Annotated in this window: 25 protein-coding genes; 14 read left to right on the top strand and 11 right to left on the bottom strand. The window is 72.4% G+C overall.

What is annotated here, in order from left to right:
- The first annotated feature begins 70 nt into the window (after window positions 1–70).
- The 5 genes from ACWD12_RS33570 to ACWD12_RS33550 all read left to right on the top strand — a co-directional run bounded on the left by ACWD12_RS33570 (window position 71) and on the right by ACWD12_RS33550 (window position 6,113).
- Window positions 71–1,849: a hypothetical protein gene (locus ACWD12_RS33570; RefSeq protein ID WP_450102724.1), complete on the top strand. Its 1,779-nt coding sequence runs from the start codon at window positions 71–73 to the stop codon at window positions 1,847–1,849.
- Between the two features lie 115 nt (window positions 1,850–1,964).
- Window positions 1,965–3,512, top strand: a complete 1,548-nt coding sequence (locus ACWD12_RS33565) for a phenylacetate--CoA ligase family protein (RefSeq protein ID WP_450102723.1) — start codon at window positions 1,965–1,967, stop codon at window positions 3,510–3,512.
- Window positions 3,509–3,973: a DUF4188 domain-containing protein gene (locus tag ACWD12_RS33560; protein ID WP_450102722.1), complete on the top strand. Its 465-nt coding sequence runs from the start codon at window positions 3,509–3,511 to the stop codon at window positions 3,971–3,973. The genes ACWD12_RS33565 and ACWD12_RS33560 overlap by 4 nt, the downstream gene beginning before the upstream one ends.
- Window positions 3,970–5,124: a hypothetical protein gene (locus ACWD12_RS33555; protein ID WP_450102721.1), complete on the top strand. Its 1,155-nt coding sequence runs from the start codon at window positions 3,970–3,972 to the stop codon at window positions 5,122–5,124. The genes ACWD12_RS33560 and ACWD12_RS33555 overlap by 4 nt, the downstream gene beginning before the upstream one ends.
- Window positions 5,121–6,113: a hypothetical protein gene (locus ACWD12_RS33550; RefSeq protein ID WP_450102720.1), complete on the top strand. Its 993-nt coding sequence runs from the start codon at window positions 5,121–5,123 to the stop codon at window positions 6,111–6,113. The genes ACWD12_RS33555 and ACWD12_RS33550 overlap by 4 nt, the downstream gene beginning before the upstream one ends.
- Before the next feature lie 80 nt (window positions 6,114–6,193).
- On the opposite strand, the gene ACWD12_RS33545 is transcribed toward ACWD12_RS33550, so the two are convergent.
- Window positions 6,194–7,630 carry a M1 family metallopeptidase gene (locus tag ACWD12_RS33545; protein WP_450102719.1) on the bottom strand — a complete coding sequence of 479 codons (1,437 nt, stop codon included), beginning with the start codon at window positions 7,628–7,630 and terminating at the stop codon, window positions 6,194–6,196.
- Window positions 7,631–7,800: 170 nt separating this feature from the next.
- Between ACWD12_RS33545 and ACWD12_RS33540 the strand changes: the two genes are divergently transcribed.
- Window positions 7,801–8,565, top strand: coding sequence for a hypothetical protein (locus ACWD12_RS33540; RefSeq protein WP_450102718.1), 765 nt, complete (start codon window positions 7,801–7,803; stop codon window positions 8,563–8,565).
- Here the strand turns inward: ACWD12_RS33540 and ACWD12_RS33535 are convergent.
- Window positions 8,484–8,942, bottom strand: coding sequence for a hypothetical protein (locus ACWD12_RS33535; protein ID WP_450102717.1), 459 nt, complete (start codon window positions 8,940–8,942; stop codon window positions 8,484–8,486). The genes ACWD12_RS33540 and ACWD12_RS33535 overlap by 82 nt on opposite strands.
- A gap of 281 nt (window positions 8,943–9,223) precedes the next feature.
- Here ACWD12_RS33535 and ACWD12_RS33530 point away from each other — a divergent pair, with 281 nt between their 5' ends.
- On the top strand, window positions 9,224–10,087 hold the full coding sequence (locus ACWD12_RS33530) for a helix-turn-helix domain-containing protein (RefSeq protein ID WP_450102716.1): 864 nt from the start codon (window positions 9,224–9,226) through the stop codon (window positions 10,085–10,087).
- Here the strand turns inward: ACWD12_RS33530 and ACWD12_RS33525 are convergent.
- On the bottom strand, window positions 10,062–10,832 hold the full coding sequence (locus tag ACWD12_RS33525; protein WP_450102715.1) for a helix-turn-helix domain-containing protein: 771 nt from the start codon (window positions 10,830–10,832) through the stop codon (window positions 10,062–10,064). The two genes, ACWD12_RS33530 and ACWD12_RS33525, sit on opposite strands and share 26 nt — an antisense overlap.
- A gap of 268 nt (window positions 10,833–11,100) precedes the next feature.
- On the opposite strand from ACWD12_RS33525, the gene ACWD12_RS33520 reads away from it, so the two are divergent.
- Window positions 11,101–11,274 carry a hypothetical protein gene (locus ACWD12_RS33520; RefSeq protein ID WP_450102714.1) on the top strand — a complete coding sequence of 58 codons (174 nt, stop codon included), beginning with the start codon at window positions 11,101–11,103 and terminating at the stop codon, window positions 11,272–11,274.
- A gap of 187 nt (window positions 11,275–11,461) precedes the next feature.
- On the opposite strand, the gene ACWD12_RS33515 is transcribed toward ACWD12_RS33520, so the two are convergent.
- On the bottom strand, window positions 11,462–12,367 hold the full coding sequence (locus ACWD12_RS33515; RefSeq protein ID WP_450102713.1) for a 3-hydroxybutyryl-CoA dehydrogenase: 906 nt from the start codon (window positions 12,365–12,367) through the stop codon (window positions 11,462–11,464).
- A 139-nt stretch (window positions 12,368–12,506) separates the two neighbouring features.
- Between ACWD12_RS33515 and ACWD12_RS33510 the strand changes: the two genes are divergently transcribed.
- The 5 genes from ACWD12_RS33510 to ACWD12_RS33490 all read left to right on the top strand — a co-directional run bounded on the left by ACWD12_RS33510 (window position 12,507) and on the right by ACWD12_RS33490 (window position 16,505).
- Window positions 12,507–12,746 carry a LapA family protein gene (locus ACWD12_RS33510; protein ID WP_358354489.1) on the top strand — a complete coding sequence of 80 codons (240 nt, stop codon included), beginning with the start codon at window positions 12,507–12,509 and terminating at the stop codon, window positions 12,744–12,746.
- 29 nt (window positions 12,747–12,775) lie between these two features.
- A complete protein-coding gene (locus ACWD12_RS33505; protein ID WP_450102712.1) occupies window positions 12,776–13,576 on the top strand; it encodes a tyrosine-protein phosphatase in 801 nt (266 codons plus the stop codon).
- A gap of 119 nt (window positions 13,577–13,695) precedes the next feature.
- Window positions 13,696–15,222 (top strand): AMP-binding protein, encoded by a 1,527-nt coding sequence (locus tag ACWD12_RS33500; protein WP_450102711.1) that lies wholly within the window; start codon window positions 13,696–13,698, stop codon window positions 15,220–15,222.
- 51 nt (window positions 15,223–15,273) lie between these two features.
- The gene (locus tag ACWD12_RS33495) at window positions 15,274–15,936 is read left to right on the top strand and encodes an NAD(P)H-binding protein (protein ID WP_450102710.1); all 663 of its coding nucleotides are present in this window, start codon (window positions 15,274–15,276) and stop codon (window positions 15,934–15,936) included.
- Window positions 15,937–15,941: 5 nt separating this feature from the next.
- Window positions 15,942–16,505: a TIGR03086 family metal-binding protein gene (locus tag ACWD12_RS33490; RefSeq protein ID WP_450102709.1), complete on the top strand. Its 564-nt coding sequence runs from the start codon at window positions 15,942–15,944 to the stop codon at window positions 16,503–16,505.
- Window positions 16,506–16,653: 148 nt separating this feature from the next.
- On the opposite strand, the gene ACWD12_RS33485 is transcribed toward ACWD12_RS33490, so the two are convergent.
- The 6 genes from ACWD12_RS33485 to ACWD12_RS33460 form a co-directional block, all read right to left on the bottom strand.
- The gene (locus ACWD12_RS33485) at window positions 16,654–17,772 is read right to left on the bottom strand and encodes a PP2C family protein-serine/threonine phosphatase (protein ID WP_450102708.1); all 1,119 of its coding nucleotides are present in this window, start codon (window positions 17,770–17,772) and stop codon (window positions 16,654–16,656) included.
- Window positions 17,773–17,848: 76 nt separating this feature from the next.
- Window positions 17,849–18,526: an endonuclease gene (locus tag ACWD12_RS33480; RefSeq protein ID WP_450102707.1), complete on the bottom strand. Its 678-nt coding sequence runs from the start codon at window positions 18,524–18,526 to the stop codon at window positions 17,849–17,851.
- Window positions 18,523–19,179 carry a DNA polymerase ligase N-terminal domain-containing protein gene (locus ACWD12_RS33475; RefSeq protein WP_450102706.1) on the bottom strand — a complete coding sequence of 219 codons (657 nt, stop codon included), beginning with the start codon at window positions 19,177–19,179 and terminating at the stop codon, window positions 18,523–18,525. The genes ACWD12_RS33480 and ACWD12_RS33475 overlap by 4 nt, the downstream gene beginning before the upstream one ends.
- A 197-nt stretch (window positions 19,180–19,376) precedes the next feature.
- Window positions 19,377–20,285 (bottom strand): non-homologous end-joining DNA ligase, encoded by a 909-nt coding sequence (ligD, locus tag ACWD12_RS33470; protein WP_358354468.1) that lies wholly within the window; start codon window positions 20,283–20,285, stop codon window positions 19,377–19,379.
- A 187-nt stretch (window positions 20,286–20,472) separates the two neighbouring features.
- Window positions 20,473–21,306 carry a hypothetical protein gene (locus ACWD12_RS33465; protein ID WP_450102705.1) on the bottom strand — a complete coding sequence of 278 codons (834 nt, stop codon included), beginning with the start codon at window positions 21,304–21,306 and terminating at the stop codon, window positions 20,473–20,475.
- Window positions 21,307–21,413: 107 nt separating this feature from the next.
- Window positions 21,414–22,529 carry a hypothetical protein gene (locus tag ACWD12_RS33460; protein WP_450102704.1) on the bottom strand — a complete coding sequence of 372 codons (1,116 nt, stop codon included), beginning with the start codon at window positions 22,527–22,529 and terminating at the stop codon, window positions 21,414–21,416.
- Window positions 22,530–22,642: 113 nt separating this feature from the next.
- Here ACWD12_RS33460 and ACWD12_RS33455 point away from each other — a divergent pair, with 113 nt between their 5' ends.
- Window positions 22,643–23,227 carry a VOC family protein gene (locus ACWD12_RS33455; protein ID WP_450102703.1) on the top strand — a complete coding sequence of 195 codons (585 nt, stop codon included), beginning with the start codon at window positions 22,643–22,645 and terminating at the stop codon, window positions 23,225–23,227.
- A gap of 24 nt (window positions 23,228–23,251) precedes the next feature.
- Here ACWD12_RS33455 and ACWD12_RS33450 read toward each other — a convergent pair whose 3' ends face one another.
- The gene (locus ACWD12_RS33450; RefSeq protein ID WP_358354459.1) at window positions 23,252–23,731 is read right to left on the bottom strand and encodes a GtrA domain-containing protein; all 480 of its coding nucleotides are present in this window, start codon (window positions 23,729–23,731) and stop codon (window positions 23,252–23,254) included.
- Window positions 23,732–24,583 lie beyond the last annotated feature (852 nt).

Raw genomic sequence — 24,583 nt, 5'->3', positions numbered from 1 at the left:
CAAGCCGACGGAACATGCGGGCGGAGCCGGTACGTTGGGCCGTCGTCCGGGGAGCAGAGAAGGGGTGTGCATGCGCAAGCGCTCGGTCGCCGCTCTGGCCACCGGCCTGCCGCAGTGCGTTCAGGCGGCGGGCACGCTGTTGCGCTGCCTGCCCGCCGACGTGCGGGCAGGTGTCCTGGAGCGGCTCGAACCGGGGCACCGGATGTCGGTGCTGGCGTACGGCGGGCTTCCCGCACACGAGGTCGTGGCCCTCGCGCTGCGCACGGGCGGCAACAGGCGGCACGCGGACCTGCTGCGCCAAGTGCTGGCGTCCGACCACCGCTTGCGCGAGGACAACCTGCAACAGTTGGCCGCCCAGGACGACTTCCTCACGCACGCCGTCCTGCTCGCCCATCCCCACCTGCCCGCGTCGCTCGTGGCCCCGCTCATCCGGCGGACCGCCCACGATCCGGTCGGGCTCACGCACACGATCGACACCCACTCTCCCGGCCGGCTCCGCGTTCTGCTCGGCGCGGACGACCCGGCCGTCGCACTCCAGGCGCTGGTCTCGGTACGCCTTCCCGCGCCGCTGCACGACAGCGCCTTTCTCGGGGCGGCGCTGCGGCTGTGGGAAGGGCTCGGCGCCGCGGGCCTGCGCGACGCGCTGGACCGGTACCTGGGGATCCCTCGGTCGGCGCGCCTGCACCCGAAGGGGATCCGGCAGCTGCGGCCGTTCCTCGACGCACCGCACGGCCGTGCGCAGCTCGCGCGCCTGCACGAGGTGGCCGTACGCGACGGCGAGTCGGCCCGGCGGCTCCGGCTGTCGAGCAACCGGTACCCGGCGCACGACGTACTCGCCGGAACGGTGCCGATCGACTGGGGCGCGCTGATGCGGGCCGACCTCGCGGAACCCTTCCGGGGCAAGGCCCGCTCGGCGTTGCTCGCGCACCCGGACTGCCCACGGGAGTTCGTGCCGCGCCTGCTCCGGGGCGTGTCACCCGACCGGGTCCTCGCCGAGGCGCTGGACGCGGGCACGACGACCGCCGATGAGGTCGTCCATACCGCAGCCCCGGCGTGGTGGCTGCTGGACTTCATCGACGAGACGACGGAAGCAGTTGCGCCCGAGCAGGGCAGACCATCGGCGGCGGGCACCGATCCCCAGTTGTTCTCCTCGCTACCGTTCGTGTACGCGCTGCTGGACCTCGACCCCGCCGGGACCGTCGGCGGGGACCCCGACGCGTGGCTGCGCCTCCTCCGCGCCGGCCCGCGGTTCGGCGGGACGGTCCCGGAACTGCTCGCGTACGCCGCCCGCCCCGGCCCGGTGCCGCCGCCGCGGCCCCCGTTCCGGCGCAACCCCCGGCACGGGGCGGCCTCGCTCGTGATGACGTTGGCCCCCGCCGAGGTCGCGGCGCAGGTGGCCGCGCGGCTCGAGCCGGACGAACGGGCCGACCGGCGCCTCGCGCCGCGCACCGGCCGGTGCGGCAGCCCGCTCACCGGGTGGCGTGAACCACTAACACGCGAGACCTGCCTGCGTCTGCTGCGCGGCAATCCGCTCGAACTCACCGAGGCGGCCCGGCCGGGTTCGCGGTGGATCTGGGCCGCGATCGGGATGCGGCTCATCGGCGCGGACGATCTGCTGCGGTACGCCCGGCCCGCCGCCGCGGCTCTCGAAGTCGCGCTGCGCTGCAAGGCGTTCGCTCCCGCTCTTCACGACAACGCCGAGGACCGGCTGCGGGCGATGGCCGCCGGGGACCCGGGCCGGGACTCTGTGGACGCATGGCTGGCGGCGGTCACGCTGCTCGCCGACGATTTCTCCGGCACGGTGGTCGAACTCACGGCCACCGCCCGTGCCGCGGCCGTGCGGAATTGAGTAGTTGTCCCCATGTCCGGCTCGGCCGGACCGGGCAGGCTGAAGGGGAACCGGATCGTCCGGTGGACCGCGGTGTGCCGGACGGCGACCGGGCAACTTGGGGAGGACGGCAATCGTGCGTTTCGTCCGGCAGTGGCTACTGCGGATCGTCAGCTTCGCACTCACCGCGCTGTACCGCGGATATCGGGCGCATCCCGCCGTGTGGCGTTGGACCGCGACGCACTACCACCCCCGCATGGAGCGATTCGCCCGGCGGCACGCGTGGATGACGTGCCAGTTCGCGGCCCTGGACGTGCCGGCGTACCGGGACTTTCTGCGGCGGCAGGGCTGGCGGTTCCGGTGGTTCAAGCTGGAGTCGTACCCGGAGACGGCGAAGGACACGTACGTCCGCGCGTACCCGGAGGAACTGCGGTGCTGGCAGGGCGAACTGGAGATCGCCGGGACTGTCGTGGACGAGTCCTCGGGGTCGTCGGGGACGCCGTACAACTGGCTGCGCTCGCGACGTGAGCTGAACTCGGTGCACAAGAACGTCGCCGGGTACACGTCGATGGTGTTCCCCCGCAAGCGGTTGTTCGTCATCAACGCCTACTCGATGGGCGCGTGGGCGACCGGGACCAACACGGGTATTGCGATGGCGCGCATCGCGATGGTCAAGAACACCGGGCCGGACCTCGACAAGATCGTGGACACGATCCGGCACTTCGGGCCGCGCTTCAACTACCTGGTGACCGCGTACCCGCCGTTCCTCAAGCACCTGCGCGACCGGCTCGACGCGGAGGGCTTCGACTGGCGGCGCCATCGGCTGTTCGGGTTCGTCGGCGGCGAGGGGATGACCGAGGCGCTGCGCGACTATCTGGAGGAGCGCTTCGTAAAGGTGCGCTCGGGGTACGGCGCGTCGGACCTGACGATCGGCATGGCGGGCGAGAGCGACCTGACGGTGTGGCTGCGGCGTCGCCTGCTGACCGACGACCGGCTGCGCGACGCGCTGCTCGGCCCCGACGAGGGCCGGGTGCCGATGGTGTTCCAGTACAACCCGCTGGAGACATACCTGGAGATCAACGACCGGGACGAGATCGTGTGCACCATCAACTCCACGGCGGTGCTGGCCCCGAAGCTGCGCTACAACATCGGCGACGAGGGCCGCCTGCTGGGCTACCCGGCGCTGGAGGCGGTGGTACGCGAGGACCCGGACGCCTGGGCGGAGTGCGAATCGGCGTTCCGGAGCGAGGGCATGCGCCTGCCCCTGCTCCTGCTATACGGGCGCAAGGACAGCACGATCTCCTACATGGGCGCCAACATCTACCCGCAGGACGTCGAGTACGGCCTCTACCAGGACAACCCCATGGCCGGGCACCTGGAGGGCTTCTGCCTGACCATCGACGAGTACGCCGACCTCGAGTCGCGCCCCGTGGTCAACCTCCAACTGCGCGACGGCGCGGAGCTGGACGACGCGGAGCGCGAGAAGCTGTCGGCGGTGTGCCGCGACGGCGTGGTCGGCCATCTGGCCCGGGTGAGCCGGGACTTCGCCCAGTCGCTGGCCGAGGACCCCTCGACCGCGGATGTCCAGGTGCGCGTCCACGCGTTCGGCGAGGGCCCGTTCGCGCGGGGCACCAGCAAGATCAAGAACGTGTACCTGGTCACTGAGGGGAAGAACGCGGCATGAGGACGACCGACTTCTCCAAGGCACCGCCGCAGGCCCGCTCTGGCGCGATGTTCATCGGCGCCACCAAATACTCCGGCCCGCTCTCGCTGATCCGGCTCGGCCGCACCTGGTCCAAGCTCGTACGCGACATGAAGCGCATGGACGGATACCGCTGGCACAAGGTCTGGTGGGAGTTCCCGTTCACGCTGGGCACCATCGCGTTCTTCGAGGACACCGACGCGCTCTTGAAGTTCGCCCGCTCACGGCACCACCGCGACCTGATGTGCTGGGTCACCGACAACGGCACGAAGTACGCGAGCGGCGGATGGATCCGGATCTTCACCGCGGAGCCGGGCGGCTACAGCAACGGCGTCTGGCGGGCCGAGGACGGCACGATGGCACACATCGAGGACTTCACCGCGCTGTCCTCCGAGCAGGCCGGCCCCCCGGTGCACCGCGCGGGACGGAGCGGCGGCGCATGACCGCGCGCACCACCCGGACCGGCGGTCTGACCGTGGAACGCGTTGCCACCCGAAAGGCGTTCGCCGAGTTCTGCGACCTCCCGCTGCGCCTCCACCCGCGCGACCGGTACATCCCGCCGATCCGCCAGGTCCTCGCCGACCTGTGGCGCGGACGCGGCCCGCATGCCCGGTACGGCCCCGTCGAGTTTCACCTCGTGCGCGACGCGCAAGGCCGCGCGGTCGGGCGCACGTGCCTGCACACGAACCCCAAGTTCGACGAAAAGCTCGGCGCTCGGCACCAGTTGTTCGGACTCACCGAGTTCGCCGAGGACCCGAAGGTGGCCGCCATTCTCGTGCACCTCGCCGAGGAGCGCGCCCAAGCCGAGGGCCACGACGCTCTGTTCGGCCCGGTAGCCCTGCTACCGAACCAGACGGGCGGCGTCATCACGTCGGGGTTCGAGGCCCGCGGCTTCGTGGACTCCGCCTGGAATCCGGCGTATTACCCGAAGGCGTACGAAAGCCTCGGTTTCACACGAAAGTTCGAGGCCGCGACCTGGATCTGCGACGACCTCGGGAAGCGCGGCGTCGACGTGGACGAGGCCTTCCGCTTCGACGACGCACGGCTCAGGGGCGAGCAGTTGACGATCCGGCACGGGTCGCGGCGCCATCTCGGCGATCAACTGCCCGTGCTGCGCGAAATGCTCAACGCGAGTTTCGCGCAGCTCGGCTACTACACGCCCATCGACGCGGACGAGTTGCGCGCGCAGACGGACGGCCTCGCCTACCTGCTCGACGAGTCGCTGCTCATGTGGCTCGAACGGGCGGGCATGCCGGTCGCGTTCGTGCTCGTGGTGCCCGACATCTCGGAGTACCTGGCGAAGGTGGGCGGCGACCTGGGTATGGTGAACCAGGTCCGTCTGCTGGCCACCCGCAAGCGCTACCGGCGCGAGGCTGTGCTCATCGTCAAGGGGACCGTGCCCGACGCCCAGGGCCGGGGCTATCTGACGCTGCTGGCACGCGAGTTGTACCGCAATCTGCGGGTCGGGGGGTACACGGCGCTGCGCAGTACCTGGGTAGAGGACGACAACGCGGCTTCCGCGGCGCAGTATGTCCGTATGGGCGGACGTGTTCTGCACGGCCACACGTTCTACGGGCGGGAGGTACGCGCATGACGGCGTCGCCGGCGGGGCCGGAATGGGCCGCTGCCATGCGCGCGCTCGCGGCGCAGTGCGGGCGGGCGCCCTCCGCACACAACACGCAGCCGTGGCAACTGCGGTACGAGGACTCGGGCGTGGGCGTGTACTGGGATCCCATGCGGGCCCTGCCGGTGTCGGACCCGACCGGGCGCGACCTGTTCCTCGGGCTCGGGGCGTACCTGGAGACGTGTCTTGTGGTGGCCGCGGGGGCGGGGTTGGGTGCGGACGTCGTGGTAGACGTCGACCGGGCCGCGCGCCGGGTGGCGTGGCTGGTCCCGGCGGCGGAGCCGTACGCCACCCGCTTCACCGCGGACGACGTCGCCTCGCGCCGCAGCGCACGCGGACCGTACGCCGCCGGCCCGCTGCCCGACGACGTGCTCGACGAGGCCGCCGCCCTGGTCGAGGACGCGGGCGGGATCCGGCACCTGCCGGCCCGGGCGCTGGCCCCGCTGCTGGCGCGCGCGGACCGGTGGATGTTCGCGGCTCCCGAGGTGACCGCGGAGCTGCGCGAGTGGCTGCGGCTGCGGCCGAGCCACCCGCGGTACGCCCAGGACGGGCTGACCGACCGGGCACTCGGCCTCTCACGCGCCGAGGCTGCGGGCCTGGAGATGATGCTGCGCCCGCGCGTGTACGGCACGTTCCGCCGAGCCGGGCTTCCCGCGGCCCTGGCCGCGTCGTCCCGCGGACTGCTGCGCGGCGAGGGCACCGCCCTCGTCCTGGTCGGCCCCGCGGCGGCGGGCCCCGCGGAGCTGGTGGCACTCGGGCGGGCGCTGATGCGCAGCTGGCTGGCCCTCGCGGTGCGCGGACTGGCCACACACCCGCTCAGTCAGATCCTCGACTGCCCCGCCACGGCGGCAGAGTTGGCCACTCTGCTGGACCTCGCCGCGCACGAGCGCGCGGTGGCGGTCTTCCGCACCGGGCGCCCGCTGATCGAGCCCCCGCGCTCCGCCCGCCGCGGCGGGTAGACCGGGCGGAAGCGGCAGCCGGTGACACCGAACCCTCCCGCGGCGCGCGACGACCGGGCCGCGGGAGGGTTGCGTCGTGGTCAGCCCTGCGGGGTCGCCGGCTTGGCCGCGGTGTAGAGCCAGGCGTCGAACAGCGGCTTGACGTTGTCGTGCGAGATTGCGCGGGCCAGGTTCATCAGGTCCCGGGTGTCGGCGTTGTCGTAGCGGTATTTGTCCGCCCACACCTTCAGGAGCGTGAAGAAGTCGCGGTCGCCGATGGTGGTGCGCAGCGCGTGCAGGGCCATCGCGCCGCGCAGGTACACGGCGTTGTAGTTGAAGAGTTCGCCGCGTCCCGGGTCGGCCGTCTTCAGGTGCCAGAAATCGTCGGTCGCGGGGGTCGCCCAGAGCTGGTCGAACACCGACTGCGCGGTCGGTCCACCGCGCTCTTCCTGCCACAGCCACTCGGCGTACGTGGCGAAGCCCTCATTGAGCCAGAGGTCCGCCCACGTCTTGGGGGTGACGCTGTTGCCGTACCACTGGTGTGCGATCTCGTGCACGATCGTGGCCTCGTCGGGCTCGCCGTCGTACACCGGGCGGGCCTGGGTCTCCAGGGCGTAGCCGACGTCGATGCGGTCGATGATGCCGCCGGTCGAGTCGAACGGGTAGCGGCCGATCCGCTCCTGACCCCAGCGCACCGCGTCGGCGGTGGTGCGGTGCAGGGCGGCGTCGTCGCCGTCGCCCGTCGGGTCGTACGCGGTGATGTTCGGCAGACGGCCGACGCGGCCGTCGGTGACCGTGAAGCGGCCGATCGCGACCATGGACAGGTAGCTGGACATGGGCTTGCGCATCGACCAGACCGCGGTGGTGCGGTCGCCGACCGTGCGCGGCTTGCCCTGCGGCTCGCCGTTGGCGAGCGCGGTCAGTCCGGCGGGGGCGGTGATGCGGAAGGTGTAGGTGGCCTTGTCGCGTACGTCGTCGTTCACCGGGTACCAACTGCGGGCCCCGTCGGGCTCGTTGAGGGCCACCGCGCCGTCGTCGGTGTTGATCCAGCCGTACACGCCGAGCGCCGGGTCGTCGATCGGCGCCGCGGTGCCCCGGTACCAGACGGTCACCGTGAAGTCGCGTCCGGCGCGGATCTTGCCGGCCGGGACGATCGTGAGCTCCTGCCCGTCGCGGGAGAACGCCGCGGAACGCCCGTCCACGACGACGCGTTCGACCGCGGGGCCGGAGAAGTCGAGGGTGAAGCGTGTGAGGTCGCGGCGTGCCTCGGCCTTGATCGCGGCGCGGGCGACGAGGAGGTCGGTCGCGGGGGTGAAGTCGAGGTCGAGGTCGTAGTGGTCGACGTCGTAGCCCTGGTTGCCGGCGAGCGGGAAGTACGGGTCCGGCGCGGCGGGCGGGCCGCCGGAGCCGGCCGAACCCGGTGCGGCGGTGAAGACCACCATCACGCAGGCGAGGCCCAGGGCCGCGGCACCGTGTCTTCCTGTCGTCCTGCGCGTCTTCCGGGTCAGGTGGTGCCGGATCCGCTTCCAAGTCGTCATGCATCGCAATCATGCGTGGGCCAACCTCTCTGCGGTAGACGACACTTCGTTCGAGTGGGAATCGTCCTGCGGATGCCTTACTCCATCCGGATGGTTTTCCGCGCCAACCGTCGCGTTCGGGGGCCTGGGAGGTCGACGATCGATCATCGGACGGCGGTCAGGGGGACCCGATGGCGGTTGCACGTACCGGCGAAGCGACGACTGAGGCGACGGCCGAGGCGACGGCCGACGACACGGCGGACCACCTGACCGCGGCACTGGCCGAGGAAATGTCCGAAGAGATCGCGGTGGACTGGGCCTACGTCCGCGACACGATCCGCGTGAACGACGCGTTGCTCGCGGAGATCCGCGCGGAGGCGGCGTTCCGGGGGTTGTCACCCACCGCCACCCTCGCCCTGGTGGCACGCGAGATCGTGCACGACCCGGGGTATGTGCTGACCGGGCTCACCGGGCACCCGCTCGTGCTGGTCGCCGAGACTTACCGCGGCAACGGCGGTGCCGTCGTGGCGGACGGCGCGACCGGGCCGTCCGGGCCGTCGGGCGCCCAGGGCAAGAGCGGCCAGGGTTTGTCGGGGCGGCCCGGCGGCCCGGGCGGGAACGGCGGCAACGGGCAGCCGGGCCTGCCCGCCTCACCGGTGACCGTCATGGCGGCGAACTTGTCCGACCTGCGCATCTCCGCCCGCGGCGGCCTCGGCGGCGCGGGCGGGCAGGGCGGCTCCAGGATTCCCTGGCCGCGGCCGGAGGCGCCTGACCGGCGGTTCGCGGCGGTTCAACCGGCGGCACAGGAGAGCGGTGGTCCGCCCGCGGTTCACGGACGAACCGCGGGCGTTGCACGGGCGGTCCCGGGGCCGGTTCACGGGCGCAACGTGGCCACCGCGCACCGGGAATCGCGCTCGGCCGCCGGCCAGGGGGTCGGCTCGCCCTTGCTCCGGTAGTGGGCGTGGAGCCACGTGTCGAGCACCCGGCGGGTGACCCCGAGTGCCTCGGCCGCGCGGTCGGCGCCGGGAGCGACGGTCAGGAGCTTGCGTACGGAGCGTCCGTCGACGAGCCGCTCGGCGGCGCCGAGGTCGGCGAGGCGCTCCCGCTCCACCGCGTCGGCGTCGGCGTCGGCATCGGACGGCTCGGGCGTGATGAGGTGCTGCACCTGGTGTGCCAGGATGCAGCGTTCCTGCACACGGGTGAGGCCGGCCGCCACGACGACCGCGCTCTTGTCCGGAACCCAGATCGCCCACGCCGTCCGGAGGTCCGTTCTGCGTACGTGCACGCCGAGTCCGCGCAATTCGTCCACCGGGTCGTACATCCCCCACACCATCCCCCACACCACCCCCGTGCCCCGTGCCGCCGACCGTCCCGGAACGCCCTTGGCGGTGGGCGTCCGGGCTGATCATCGTCACAAGGAAGAACCCCCCGCGCAACCGCACAGTCAATGTGCGGTCACCGGTGATCCGCCGGTCGTCCCGGCCGAGTCCGCCGGGGTGTTCCCGTCTCCCGGGTGTTCCCGTCCCCCCTGCCCCGGGCCCTGACCGCGAGGGGACCCTCGGGCGCGATCGGGGCCCGGGGCTCCCTCCGACGTGCAACCGATGAAGGTGCGTCTTGGACCGACCTGACGGCCGCCGCGAACTGCCCCCCGCGGCTGTGCTGCTGAGTCAGCTGCGGGCCTCCCGGGGGCTGCGGCCGAGCGACGCCGAGCGGACGATAGGGCTGGCGTCGTACCGCGAGTACGAGAAGGGCCGCCGGCCGCTCACCGCGGAGTCGCTGCGGCAGATCATCGCGGACCTCGGACTCACCCGTGAGGAGACCACCGCGCTGGCGGGCGCGGCCCGGCTGCCGCCTCCCCCGATGGCGTGCGGCGACGTCCCGGCGTCGCTGCCGGGCCTGGTCGACTACGTGCGCGCCAAGGTCACCCCGACGTACGTGAGCGGCCCGTCCGGAGAGATCGTGGTGAGCAACGACGCGGCGGGCACGTGGGTTTCCCCGCTGGTGGGGCCCGACCATCCGGGCGGCGTCACACACAACGCGATCGTCATGCAGTTGACGGAGCACCGCCGGCACGTGATCCCGGCGTCGCGGGTGCGGCCGCATCTGGAGGCCGTCATGGCCAGCTACAAGGCGGTCATGCTCCGGCACTGGGACCACGAGGAATGCAGGCCGAAGTTCGACGCGGTGGTGGAGTACCTGTCGGACTTCCATCCGCTGTGGCGCGAGCGGTGGCCGGTGATCCCGGCACGTGAACGCCGCACCGGCGCCGGGACGTACGTGATGGCGGCGCTGTGGGACAAGGACCCGGACCACCCGTGGCACGATCCGGACCACGTGCAGCACTACCGCGTGCACACCATGGTCGCGGACCCGTTCCTCGCGGCGGCGCGGACCGACTTCCAGGTGGTCGACATCGTGCCGGTGCCCGCCGAGGGCGGCGACCCCATGCAGGTCACAGGTCGCTTCGGCGGCTCGTGATGGTTGCCGACGACGGGCGCGCGTGCGGATCGGCGGGCGAGCGACGCCGCGAGTGCGGTACGGCTGCGGCGGCGTCCTCGCCGGTGACCTCGGGGTCGCCGGACACCTCGGTACGCGCGTCCGCCGACCTCCCGCCGACCTCCCGGCCGGACGGCGTACGCGGCACGTCGGGCAGGTCGGCGGTCGCCGCGAGGGCCCGTACGGCGTCGTCGTCCGCGGGCGGGCCGCCCGCGGGGCTGTTCGCGGCGAGGCCGTGCGCGGCACCGATGCCGGACCCCGCGGTGGCAGCCTCGAGGAGGTCGCCCGCGGCGTCCGAGAAGCGGCGCACCGAGGGGGCGGGCGCGCCGAGTTCGACGGCGAGCACCATGAAGTCCTGCACGCCGCGGTACGCCGCCACCAGCTCTTCGGCGCCGATCCCGCGCGCCTCGCTCATACCGGTCGGCGTCGAGTCGGCGGCCGTCGAATCGGTATCCGCCGGCCCGGTGCCGACCGTGCCCGGCTCCGGTCCGAAGAGGTACTCCTCGACGGTTCCGCGCCGCCAGCCCAGGGCGCGACCGACGGCGAAGCACCCGGAAGGCACCGCGTCGCCCGTCGGCCCTTCCCCGCGCTCGTACTTCCCGATCGTGCGCAGCGCCAGGCCGGCCCGCTCGGCCAGTTCCTCCTGGGTCCAGCGGCGGGCCCGCCGGTCCCTGCGGACGCACGCCCCGAGGAACGCCCAGTCCGGCCTCGGCTCCTCGGCCGTCATCCGCGCTCTCCCTCGCCGTACGACACAACAGCCGGTCCCGCGACGGGCGTTGAGACCGGTATGACCAGTGCTTCAGAATCGCAGACCGCCCTGACGGCCGGTTGCCCGGACCGTCGCGTTGCGGCACGCCGGTGACATCAATACCCAGGAAGAGGCACTGTAGTGCCTAAGATCGGTTGTGCATCGGCATTGTGTTGCCTATCGTCAGGGGCGTGTCGAATGGCCTCCGCACCGTGCCCGACGCGTGGGGGCCACGATGATCCTCGGTATGGGCGGGCCCCTGCGCCCGTGGACACCGTCTCCCCCCAAGCTGTTCCCCCCGGCGCCGCCTCCGCTGACCTGCAAGCCGCGCGCAGGCGTCGCGGACGCCCGCGTCATCGCCGCCCGCATGGACAACTGGTGGCCGCTGCCCGCACACGTCGGGCAGTACCAAGCGCACTGACGCGCAAGGCGGATACGACGCGGGGCGCCGCGACGCGTATGCCCGCAAGGCAGGGTGGCGCCCCGCGTCCACCGCGAGGCGCCATGTGCACGACCACCGACGAGCCGAAGCCGACGTCAGAGCCGAAGCCGAAGCCGAAGCCGAAGCCGACAACGACGAACGATCCGCTGAGCTACCAGAGTTGCCTCTACGCGTAGTTGTGGAACCCGCGCCCGGACTTGCGGCCGAGGAGACCGGCGTCGACCATGCGCAGCAGGAGCGGCGGCGCGGAGTGCAGCGGCTCCTTGAACTCCTCGTACATCGACGCCGCGATGGCCGCGAGGGTGTCGAGGCCGATCAGGTCGGCGAGGCGCAACGGGCCCATCGGGTGCGCGCAGCCCAGTTCCATGCCCGAGTCGATGTCCTCGGGCGACGCGAATCCCGACTCCAGCATGCGGATCGCGGACAGCAGGTACGGCACCAGCAGCGCGTTGACGACGAAGCCCGCGCGGTCCTTGGACCGGATGACGTGCTTGCCCAGTGAGCCGTCGACGAACTCCTCGGCACGGACCAGCGTTTGTTCCGCGGTGAGCAGCGACGGCACCAGCTCGACCAGGTCGAGCACCGGCACGGGGTTGAAGAAGTGCACGCCGACGACCGTTTCGGGGCGTCCGGTGGCCATGCCGAGCTTCATGATCGGGATGGACGAGGTGTTGGACGCGAGGATCGCGTCGTCGCGGGTGACTGTCTTGTCGAGTGCGGCGAACAGCTCGGCCTTGGCGCCCTCGTCCTCGGCGATGGCCTCGACCACGAGGTCGCGGTCGGCCAGGTCGGCCAGGTCGGTGGTGAACCGGAGGCGGCGTACGGCGGCGTCGCGTTCCTCCTCGGCGAGCTTGCCGCGGCGTACCGCACGGTCGAGGGATGAGGTCACGCGGTGCTCGCCGGCCCGGGCCGCTTCGGGGTTCACCTCGCGGACCACGACGTCGAGGCCGGCCCTGGCACAGACCTCGGCGATGCCGGATCCCATCAGGCCGGACCCGACGACGCCCACCCGTCGGATCGCCTCGTGGGCGACGGCGTCGGGCGTTTGGGACATGGTTGGTGTCTCTGTCATCGCATCATTCTCGCCGCCCGCACCGCGACGACGCGCCGGGGCGCTCGATTGACCCGTCCGTGGGCGCGCCCCGGCGACGCGCCGCCCATACGGCCCGCTGCGCAGGCCGAAGGGCCTTGAGCGGCTTAGCATCCGAAGCATGGCGAAGAACAACCCGAAGGTTGCCGACGGTCGGGACCGGCGGATCACAGCGCGTCAGATCGGCACGGTCGTGATCCTCGTCCTGAGCCTGTGGTTCATCGCGGCCAACACCGAGTCCACGACGATCCGGTTCTGGGTCCCCGAGGTCGAGGCCCCGCTGTGGCTGGTGCTCGCGGGCGCGTTCGTGGTGGGCGGGATCACCGTGTGGCTGGTCGGCCGCAACCGCAGGGCCCGGTGAGGGTCCCGCCGGACCGCGAGGCAGGCGTCATGACGACCACCGCGACGGCGGTTCCGGCCGCGACCGTGGGCAACCTCCGCGATCTGGGCGGCATTACTCTGGCGGACGGGCGGCAGGTGGCGCCCGGCGTGCTGTTCCGCTCGGGGCAGTTCAGCCACTTCGATCCGACGGTGGACCCGCACGTGGTCGCCCTGGGCCTGCGCACGGTGGTGGACCTGCGGACCGCCGAGGAGCGCGAGGCGGAGCCGGACCGGGTGCCGGGCACCGCGCATTTGCTGGTCGAGGACGTGCTCGGCGACGACCCTGAGGTCGCGCCGGCCCGCCTGCACGCCCTGCTCGCCGATCCCGGGCTGGCCGAGCGGGAACTCGGCGGAGGCCGGGCGACGGAGATGTTCGCGGCGACGTACCGGCGCATGGTGCTGTCGGCGCAGGCCCGGGAGGCGTACCGGGCGCTCGTGCTGGCGGTGGCGGACGCGCGGCCGGTGCTGTTCCACTGCACGGCAGGCAAGGACCGCACGGGCTGGGGTGCGGCGCTGGTGCTGATGGCGCTGGGTGCCGACCGCGGCGTCGTGCGCGACGAGTTCCTGGCCGTCAACCCGGCGGTGCGGGTGGGATTCGCGCCGTTCCGCGACGAGTTCACCGCCGCCGGAGGCGACCCCGGGATCGCCGACGCCATCATCGAGGTGCACGGCGCCTACCTGGACGCCGCGCTGGACGCGATGGACACGACGTGGGGCGGCGTGGACGGGTACCTGCGCGAGGGGTTGGGCGTGCCGGACGAGACCGTGGCGCGCATGCGTGCGGAACTGGCCGTTCCCGCCTGGCGGTGAGGCGTACGGGCGGGCCGGACGGGTAGGCCGAACGGGTGCCCGTGGTCGGCGACGGACCCCGCTCCGGTGCGCCATACTCTGCGGGTGCCGACGCCGATTGACGCACCGGAGGTACCGCCGTGCAGTACCCGCTGACCGTCCGCGACTTCCTCGACCGCGCCGTACAGGTCTACCCGGACCGCGTCGCCGTGGTGGACGAGCCGGACCAGCCCGGTCCCTCGCTCGGGGAGCTCGACTACCGCCGGGTGGGCGAGCTGGCGGCCGCGCAGGCCGCCCGGCTGGACGCGTTGGGCGTGCCCGAGGGCGGGCGCGTCGCGGTGGTGTCGCAGAACGCGGCACGGCTGTTCACCTCGTTCTTCGGCGTCTCCGGGTGGGGGCGCGTGCTGGTGCCGATCAACTTCCGGCTGACGCGCCCGGAGATCGAGTACATCGTGGGCCACTCGGGCGCGTCCGTCGTGTACGCCGACCCGTCCTGCACGGGCGTCCTGGACGGCCTGGACGTGCCCCACAAGTTCGTCCTCGGCGACGACGACGCGCTGTACCTGCCCGGGGTCGAGCCGCGGCCGTGGAGTGAGCCCGACGAGTCCGCGACGGCCACCGTCAACTACACCTCGGGGACGACCGCGCGGCCCAAGGGCGTCCAGCTCACGCACCGCAATCTGTGGCTCAACGCCACGACGTTCGCGCTGCACGCGGGGATCGGCGACCGCGACGTGTACCTGCACACCCTGCCGATGTTCCATGCGAACGGCTGGGGGATGCCGTACGGCGTGACCGGCATGGGCGGTCGGCACATCGTGCTGCGCCAGGTCGACGGCGCGGAGATCCTGCGCCGCGTGGAGCGCCACGGCGTCACCCTGATGTGCGCGGCGCCGGCCGTCGTCAACGCCGTGCTGGACGCGGCCGCCGACTGGGAGGGCGAGATCCCGGGCCGCGACCGGGTCCGGGTCATCTGCGCGGGAGCCCCGCCGCCGACCCGCACGATCGAGCGCATCCTCGAGGAACTGGGCTGGGAGTTCATCCAGATCTACGGCCTCACCGAGACGTCGCCGCTGGTCACGGTCAACCGGCACCGCTCCGAGTGGGACGGCCTGGCGGTCGGCGAGCGCGCCCGCCGACTGGCCCGGGCGGGGGTGCCCGCGCTGGGCGTACGCGTGGACCTGGATGTCGACGGCGAGGTGCTGACCGCGTCCAACCACAACCTCGCCGGTTACTGGGAGCAGCCCGAGGAGACCGCGAAGGCGCAGGCCGGCAACTGGTTCCACACGGGCGACGGCGGCTACTTCGACGACGAGGGCTACCTCGTGATCACCGACCGCAAGAAGGACGTCATCATCTCGGGCGGCGAGAACGTGTCGTCGATCGAGGTCGAGGACGCCCTGACGGCGCATCCCGGGGTCCGCGAGGCCGCGGTGATCGGCACTCCCGATGAGAAGTGGGGCGAGCTGGTCACCGGTCTGGTGGTCGCGGACGACGGGATCACGGCGGAGGAGCTGATCGCGCACTGCCGGACCCGGTTGGCCGGGTACAAGTGCCCCAAGCGCGTCGAGTTCGTGGAGTCGCTGCCGCGCACCGCGACCGGCAAGCTGCAGAAGTTCCGGCTGCGGGAGCCGTACTGGGCCGGCAAGGAGCGCCGGATCAACTGACCCGGCGGCGGTCAGGCATCACTTCCTCGGGATGCGGGTACGGTCCGGCCCATGCGTATCGTCATCGCCGGTGGACACGGACAGATCGCCCTGCGTCTCGAACGCCTGCTCGCGGCCCGCGGGGACCGCGGCGTGGGCCTCATCCGCCGTCCCGAACAGGCGGCGGCGCTCGAGGAGGCGGGCGCCGAGCCGGTCGTCTGCGACCTGGAGTCCACGTCGGTGGACGACCTGGCCGACCGCCTCCGGGGCGCCGACGCCGCGGTGTTCGCCGCGGGCGCGGGGCCGGGTAGCGGCCTCGCGCGCAAGGAGACCGTCGACCGGGGCGCGGCGACGCTGCTCGCGGACGCGGCGGAGAAGGCCGGCGTGCGCCGGTTCATCGTGGTCTCCGCCATGGGCGCGGACAACGACCCGCCGGCCGGGACCGACGAGGTGTTCGCCGCGTACCTGCGTGCCAAGGGTGCCGCAGACGCCGACATCCGCAGGCGCAAGGCCCTCGACTGGACCATCCTGCGCCCCGGCCTGCTGACCGACGGCCCCGGCACCGGGCGGGTGGCGCTGGCCGCCACGACCGGGCGGGGCGAGGTGACACGCGATGACGTCGCGGCCGTGATCGGCGGGCTGCTGCGGCACCCGGAGACGGCCGGCCTCACCCTCGAACTGATCGGCGGTGACACGCCGGTCGAGGACGCGGTACGGAACGCGGCGGGCGGGTGAGCGGCATGGAGCAGGTCGAGGCGTACGACCGTGCGCTCCGCGAGTTCGACGACCGCGTGCACCACGTCGGCGTCGGCCGGTGGAACGCGGACACCCCGTGCGAGGACTGGTCGGTACGCGACCTGGTGAACCACCTGACGAGCGAGCACATGTGGGCACCGTGGCTGCTGCGCGGCTCGACCCTTGCCGAGGTCGGCGACCGCTACGACGGTGATCTGCTCGGCGACCACCCCGTGCGCGCGTGGGAGCGCGCCGCGGCCGGGTCGCGCGAGGCGTTCCACGCGCCCGGGGCGTTCGAGGGGACCGTCCATGTCACCGGCGGGCGCACGGCCGCGTCCGAGTACGGCTGGCAGATCATCACCGATCTCACCGTGCACGCCTGGGACCTGGCCCGGGGCATCGGCGACGACGACACGCTCGACGAGTCCTTGGCCGAGCTGGTGTACGAGCGCATCGCGCCGCACGTCGACGCCTGGCAGGGCGCGGGCATCTTCGCACCGCCCGTCGAGGTGCCCGCGGACGCGCGGGCCCAGGACCGGTTGGTGGCGCTGCTCGGCCGTCGGCCGTAGCGCTCGGCGCGGTCGGACCGGCGGGCACGGCTCGATCGCCCAGTCCGGTCACCCGGTCCGATCGTCCAGTCCGGTCGTCCAGTCCAGTCGTCCAGTCCGGTCGTCCAGTCCGGTCACCCGGTTTGGCCGCCCGTGCGGGTCACTCGGATCACTCGGTCCTGCGTACCGCCATCAGCGCGGTGTCGTCGGCGAGTTCTCCGCCCGAGAACGCACGGACCTGGTCCCCGACGAGCCACAACAGCTCCGACAGGTCCACCGGCACGATGCCGGCGAGGGCGTCGGCGAGGTCGAAGCAGGCTCCCGTCTCGTCGCGGGCCTCGCTGACACCGTCGGTGTACAGGAGCAGCGTGTCGCCGTTCCCGAACGGCACGACGTCGACCGCGGCGGGTCCGGTCGTCCCGGCGGGCGCGAGCCGCCCGAAACCGAGCGGCAGGTCGGGCCGGCTCGGTTCCAGGACGCACAGCCGGCCGCCGCCCCGCAACAGCAGCGGAGCGATGTGGCCGCGGTTGACGATGCGCAGGTGCGCCTCGTCGCGCCGCAGTTCGACCAGCACGGCGGTGGCGAACCGCTCGTCGGCCTCGGAGTCCTGTGAGGAGGCGTTCCAGCGTTCGGTGGACTCCTCCAGGTACTCCGCGAGTTCCGCGAGTGCCGGCACGTGGTGCGCGGCTTCGCGGAACGCCCCGACGATCTGCCCGACGGTGCCGATGCCGTCGAGGCCCTTGCCACGCACGTCGCCGAGCAGGAGGCGTACGCCGTACCGGGTGTCCTCGGCGGCGTAGAAGTCGCCGCCGATGCGGGCCGCGCTGCGTGCGGTGGCATACCGCACGGCGACCTCCAGGTGTCCGAGGCGGCGCGGGATCGTGGGCAGGACGGCCCGCTGCGCGGCGTCCGCGACGGCACGTACCTCGATCAGGCGGTCCTCGCCCCGGGCGAGCAGGGCGGCGATGAGCACGCTCAGCGCGAGCACCGCGCCCAGCGACACGAGGTCCAGCCAGACGTGGGCGTCGGGGTCGGACGTGTGGCCGAGCGCGAGCAGGACGCCGACGCCGCCGTCCGCGAGGACGGCCGCGACGGCGGCCCGGAACCGCAGGGTCACCGCCGCGAGCGGCCCGGCCGCGGCGAGCATGGGCCCGGCGCGGTACGGGTCGGGCGTCGCGAACTCGAACACCACGCCGGACACGATCATGAGCGGCACCAGCCACCGCATCCAGGCCGGTCCGGCCGGCGGCCCGGGGGTGCGCGTGTTCTCCGAAGCCCAGCCGTCCATGGCACGGCCGTTTGCCGCCCGCCACCCGACGTAACCCGACTGCCGGGAGAATCACCCGGTCACCGGTTTCCCCGAGTCAGGAAGCCGTCACTTTCTCGGCCAGGTCGTGGTGCCGGTCGGCGCGTACCAAGGCCGCCGCCAGGGAGGAAAGTTCGTCGTCGGGCACCAGGCTCGCCAGCTTGGCGGCGTCGGACGGCAGACCGACGCGTTCGGCTCCGGCAAGGGCCCGGCGGTCGAGTGCGGGCCGGAGGAAGGGCCAGACGGCCTGGGCTTCGCGGCAGAACACCGCGGCGCCCGTCGGTCCGATACCGGGGAACTCGGTCAGGAGTTCGCGTACGCGGGCCGGGTCGTCGTCCGCCTCGCGGGCCAGGCGCCGCAGGTCGCCCGCGTAGCGGTCGCGGACCAGGTCGGCGCATTCGCCGAGCCGGGTGGCGGTGCCTTCGTCGTAGCGGACGTAGTGGCCGCGTCCGAGGGCGTCGACGCGTTGCTGCCAGGTGAGTTCGGCCATGCCGTGCGGTGTGCGGCCGCCCGCGCGAAAAAGCTCGCGGGCCGCGGCCACGGCGATGTCGGCGCTGATGCGCGCGGACAGCAGGTTGCTCAGGACGAGCAGTTGCCACAGCGGGGCGGGTTTGTCGGCGAGGCGGATCCCGGCGTCTTGGGCGTAGGTGCTCCCTGCCAGGCGCAGGAGTGTGCGTACGCGGTCGCGCGTCCCGTCGCTCGTGCGGTGGCTTCGCTTCTTCGCGGTCGTGCTCATGACGCCGCCTCTCCCTTCTTCCCCTCCTTGGGCCCGGCGTTCTCCTGCGCGGCGTCGTCGGCGACCTGCCGGAGGGTGCGCCCGGTGAGCACCGACTTGGCGCGCCGCGGATCGGTGCCGTCGCCGCCCTTCGCGTGCTGGTCCTTGCGCTTGACGAGGATCCAGGCCTCCTGCTCGCCCGGCCCGCCGCGCGTGCGGGTCAGGGCGAACCCTCCGTGCAGCTTGCCGCCGTCCATCCAGAACGACGCGTGGCCGCGCTCGATCGCCTCGTCGAAGGGGATCTCGTTGCCGCGCTTGTCCGTCGCCATGCTGCGGTACGTGCCCTGGTCCCACACGATCACCGTGCCGCCGCCGTATTCGCCCTTGGCGATGACGCCCTCGAAATCGCGGTAGTCCATCGGGTGGTCCTCGGTCGGCACGGCGAGGCGCTTGACGGCGGGATCGTGCGATGGGCCCTTCGGAACGGCCCACGACTTGAGGACGCCGTCGACCTCCAGGCGGAAGTCGAAGTGCATGCGCGTCGCGTCGTGGATCTGCACGACGAACTCCGGCGCCTCGCCGGGCTCACCCGGTTCGTGGCCGCCCTGCGGCTCGGTGGTCTTGGCGAAGTCGCGCTTGCGCCGGTACTCCTTCAGGGCGTCGGACTGGGCCACGGCTTCCTCCGGCGGTGCTGGTGGTGCTGATCGTGCCCGGTGGGGCGTCGTACGCGGGGCCGCTACCCGCTCGGCGCCGGGGCAACCGTCGGCTGCAACCGCCTGTTTCGGCCGCGCGTCCCAGCCGCCTGTTTCGGCCGTACGCACGGCCCGGCCCGGCCAGCCGCCCGCCCTTGGCTCGACCTACTCTCGGCGGCCTACTGACGCAGCGCGTCGAGGCGGCGCCGGGCCGCTCCGAGGCCTTGCCCGCGGCTCGGGGCGTCCGCCCACGGGTCGTCGTCCAGGCGTTCGAGCACGGTGGCGATGGTCCACTTCCGCGCGGTCAGGCCGGGCTTCTCGACCTCGTCCCAGGTGACCGGGGCGGCCACGGGCGCGCCGGCGCGGGCACGTACCGAATAGGGTGCCACGGCGGTCTGCGCGTACGCGTTGCGCTGCACGTCGAGGTACAGCCGTCCGCCGCGGGCGTCCTTGCGCGGCGCGGTGGTGAGTGCGTCGGGGTGCCGCGCGGCCAACACCTCGGCGGTGTCGTGGGCGAAGGTGCGGACCGTGTCGAAGTCGGCGCGGCGGTCCAGGGCGACGATGACGTGCAGGCCGCGCGACCCCGTGGTCATGACGCTGCTGTCGAGTTGCAGCTCGTCGAGCAGCTCCCGCAGCCCGAGGGCCGCTTCGCGGACCGCGGGGAAGTCGTCGCCGGAGGGGTCGAGGTCGAAGACGAGCCGGTCCGGGTGCTCGGTTTTGTCGGCCTTCGACAGCCACCGGTGCAGCGTCACGGAGGCCTGGTTGGCCAGGTAGACGAGCGTCGCGGCGTTGTCGGCGATCGGGTGCTCGACGGTTCCGCCGACCTTGGTGACCTCGGCGCGCCGGATCCAGTCGGGGAAGTAGTCCGGCGCGTTCTTCTGCATGAGCGGACGCTTGCCGATGCCGTCCGGGTAGCGCTCCATCATGAGCGGTCGGCCGCGCGTGTGCGGCAGCATGCGCTCGGCGACGGCCGCGTAGTACCGGGCGAGGTCGGCCTTGGTGATGCCGTCGTCCGGGAAGAGCACTTTGTCGGGGCGCGTGAGGGCGACCGTACGCCCTCCGACCCGGACATCCGTCTTGGCCGCCATGGTGACCCGCTCCGTTCCCCGGCACCGGCCGGACTTCCTGAGCGCCTGCCCGTTCCGCGCGTTTCCACACGCGGAGAGGCCCGGCCGGTGCTGAGAGCGGCTTGCGGGTCTTGCGGGTGTTGTCGGTCTCGCTGGTCTTGCTCGTCCTGCGGCAAGGCCCTGCCGGAGCAGCGCTACCGCGGCCGGCCTACCAGAGCTCGTCGACGTACTTGTCCGTGCCGGGGTGGGTGCGGTGGAACGGCGCGGCCAGGCGTACGTCCGCCAGTCCGGCCGCCTCGATGCCGTCCGTGTAGGCGCGGAGTCCGGCGAGGGTGTCGGTGATGTCGCCGTGCGCGAAGAAGAGCTGCACGAGGCGTCCGGCGCCGCCGGGGGCGCTGCCCAGCGGCATCGGCTGCTTGGTGCGCACTTCCTCCTCGCCCGGGGAAGGCGCCCAGGCCGAGGCGATCTCGATCGCGGAGTCCTTGAGCAGGGCCGGCAGGTGGTCGGCGGTCAGGGACGCGAGGAGGTCCGCGGAGGTGCCGGTGCGCGCGTCCAGCCACAGGGCCACGATGCCCTCGTACCCGTGGTCCAGGGCGAGGTCGACGGGGACCGGGTCGTCGTCGCGGTACGAGGCGCCCAGGTGTTCGAACAGCACGGTGTGGACGTGGGTGCGCTCCGGGAAGCCGCGCCCGTTGCCGTACAGGTAGGCCACCTGCGGGCGCGCCCAGTCGTCGAAGTGGTCCTTGTGGCGGCCCTTCTCGACCCAGTAGATGCCGACGTAGCTGCCGGCGTCGGCGGGTTCCGCGACCTCGGTGCCGTCGCCGGGCCAGCGCAGATCCTTCAGGGCGCGGGTGGCGACCCAGCGGCTGCCCGCGAACAGGTGCGGGCCGACCATGCAGCCACCGTAGAAGTGGTCGCGCTCGTACCAGCGGTTGTAGGCGCGCTCGTACCCCTTGTGCGGGTCGACCAGCGTCAGCAACATGCTGCCGACCTTGACCGGGTAGTCGTCGACTCCGCCCACTTCCAGAGGCTGGTATGTCATCGGGTCCTCCTGGCTGCCGCGTCTCGGGGACGCCGTGCATGCCGCGCCCCGGCCCTCGGAACCTAAACTGATGATCCGTCAGTTTCAAGAGAAACCGGCGTCCATGATCAGGTGCGGTCCGCGAGCCACCCGGCGACGAGGTCGGCGGCCCGGGGCCGGGCGGTCGGCGGGTCCTGGAGGTAGTGGTCGGCCTTGACGAACTCGAGCGACTTGTCGGGGGCGGCGAGCGCGTCGTACAGGGTCCGGGCGTCGCTGCCGTACACGCAGGTGTCGGCGGTGGCGTGCACGACGAGCGACGGCACGGTGATCCGGGCGAGGTGGGGCGCGGCGGTGCACTGCGAGGTCCGCAGGCTCCACATCGAGAGCCAGGTCCGCAGCGTGCACGAGTCGGCGATGCCGAAGACGCCGTAGTTGGCCTTGGCAGGCTCGCCCTGGTAGCACCAGTTCGGGCGGCGGTCGGAGGGTTCGATGGCCGGGTCGATCATGCGCAGGTCGGCCCAAGTGCGCGGGACGGCGAAGAGCCGGTCGCGGGCCCGGCCGCCGCGCAGCGCCTCGAGTTCGGTGAGTGCCCAGTCGGTGATGCGGTCGTTGCGGGCGCGTTGCGCGGTCCGGTAGCGGTGCTGGAAGTCGGCGTCGTACGGCGGGCCGTGCCGCGGGTCGAACGGGTCGAGGCCGGGGTCGACCGAGAGCGGGTCGGTCTCGTCGGTGACGGACGGGTCCATCCAGGTGGTCAGCACCTCGGGGCGGCCGGCGTGCGCGGCTAGGGCGACGAACAGGTCGCCCGACGGGAGCCCGTACGCCTGTTCCAGCGGCCGCATCCCCGGCACCGGGGTCACGTTCGGCTTGACGGCCTGCGACTGGTACGCGGCCATCAGCGATCCGCCGCCGGAGTTGCCGAGCAGCACCACCCGTTCCGCTCCGGCCTGTTCGCGCAGCCAGCGCACGCCCACACCAATCTCGACGAGCGCGTGGTCGAGCAGGAAGTACGCCTCGTTGCCCCGGAAGCGGGTGTTCCAGCCGAGGAACCCGTACCCGCGCTCGGCCAAGTACTCGGCGAGGTAGTGCTCGGAGAAGTCGACGTTGTAGTGCGTCGCGATGAACGCGGTACGCGGCCGCTCCCCCGCCGGGCGGTGGTAGACCCCTTGGCAGGGGTGGCCGCCCGCCCCCGCCCGGCCGACCAGCGGCGACGGCAGACCGACGAACTCCCGGTGGATCTCGGCCATCACGGTCTCCCCGGTACGCGACTGCGGATCCGAATGCCGGCAACGCTAGTACGGAAACTGAACTGACGTTAGTTTCGGAACCAGAACTCGCCGAGTGGCCCGGGGAGGCCTTCATGGCTTGGCGGAACCCGGAGTTCGCGCTGAGTGGCGTGAACCACCTCGCCCTGGTGTGCTCCGACATGCGGCGCACCGTGGACTTCTACTCGGGGGTCCTCGGGATGCGCCTGGCGAAGACGATCGACCTGCCCGGCGGTGCCGGCCAGCACTTCTTCTTCGACATGGGAGGCGGCAGCTACCTGGCGTTCTTCTGGTTCGCGGACGCCCCCGACTCGGTGCCCGGTATTTCCACGGCTGCGACGGTGCCCGGCGTCGGCGACTTCCGTACGGCCGTGGGCTCGATGAACCACCTTGCCATCTCGGTTCCCGAGGAGCGGTTCCTCGCGTACCGCGAGAAGCTCAAGGGCAAGGGGGTCCGGGTCGGGCCGATCATCGACCACGACGACAGCCCGCTCGGCTTCTCCCCAGACGTACACGAGGGCACCTACGTGCGATCGTTCTACTTCCAGGACCCCGACGGCATACTGCTCGAATTCGCTTGCTGGCGACGCGAGATCGGCGGCCCGGGCGATGTGGGCCACGAACCCCGCACTGCGGCCGACCGGGTGGCACCCATCGTCCCCGCCGCTCGCGTACGGTGAGCCGATCCGATCCGGAGGGCCGCGTCAGGCGGCCGCGACGACGTGGGCCGGGGTGTTGGCGTGGACCGCGTGCGGCACCGGAACCGAAGCCGCTTGCGGCTGCCCGGACTTCGTACCGCGCGCGAACACCATGACCTTGAGCGCCACGAACCGGCCGACGCCTGCCAGGCCTGAGGCCGCGAGGTAGACGACCTGGCGGGTGAGCGCCCCGGCTCCGCCGTCGATCGCGTCGAGGGCCAGCAGGGCGGCCGTGGTGACGAGGTACGCCGCGACCGCCGTCGCCGTGGACTCCAGGTGCACCCGGACACTGGCCGCCCCGTGGCGGAAGGTGATGCGGCTGTGCAGCTCGTTGGCGACCACCGTGGACACGACAGTGACGATCGCGTTCGCGACCGCGATCGACATGGCCCCGGTCATGAGGAGCAGGGCGCCGCTGGAGAGTAGGCCGACCCCGCCGCCACAGACGACGAAGCGGGCGAACGAGGCGACTGCGTGCCGGTCCATGAGTGCCCCCCAGTGCCTGCCGAGTCCCAAGTGGAGAATTAATCTCCGGTTGAGAAGAGAGACTAGCAGTAGTGGAGAGATTTCCTCCACTAATTATTTCGTGCCGGACGGGACGGCCGGGGCAGGGAACTGGAGTCCTGGCCCGGGGCGGCCATGACGTAGCGGCACCGACGGCACGGACAGCCGCGGTCGCCCAACATGAGGGCAGGGGCTACCGAGCGCAGACGCACGTCCCGGGAGGCCGCGGACGCCGGCGCGCCGGCGGGAAAGCGGGCCCGACTTGGCGGTGATGCGGGCATGGAGGATCGGGGGGTCGTATCTAGACGTGACCCCGGGCCCAGCGGGCCTAGACCCGGGGCGGCAGCCATGCAAGCGTCCGCGAGGACGGGGCAGGTGCGGATGTCGGGCGTCGAACCTGGGACGCCGGGCTCAGAACGCAGCGCGCGGTCGGAACCTGCGTCTGCCTACCCGCTGCCACGCCTGTGGCAGCGGGTAGGCAGACGCGATCCGGGCGCGATCGAGCTTGCGACAAGGAAACGTGCGGCGGCCGACGCGACGGCTGGGCCGGATCGGCAGCGGGTGGGAGCTTGGCGCGGTCGCGCCGAGGCGGTCGGCGGGCCGACTGCGAGCAGGAGGCAGTCGAGCGTCGGCGGGCCTTCGGGGCGGGCCATTCGGGGTGGGTTTATACCGTACATATACGGCGTATATCTACAGGCTTGCACCGCCGTTGGCGGACCGCAAGCGGCGGCTTCCGCGAAATGCGCCGTGGGGGGGCGGGGGGGGGGTGCCGCGGGCCCCGGCCGGGGGAGAGCGGGGGGGGTTGGGGGGTGGGGCCGGCGGGGGGCCTCGCGG

It is taken from the genome of Streptodolium elevatio (assembly GCF_053592165.1).
This window is presented reverse-complemented; position numbering and strand designations above follow the sequence as displayed.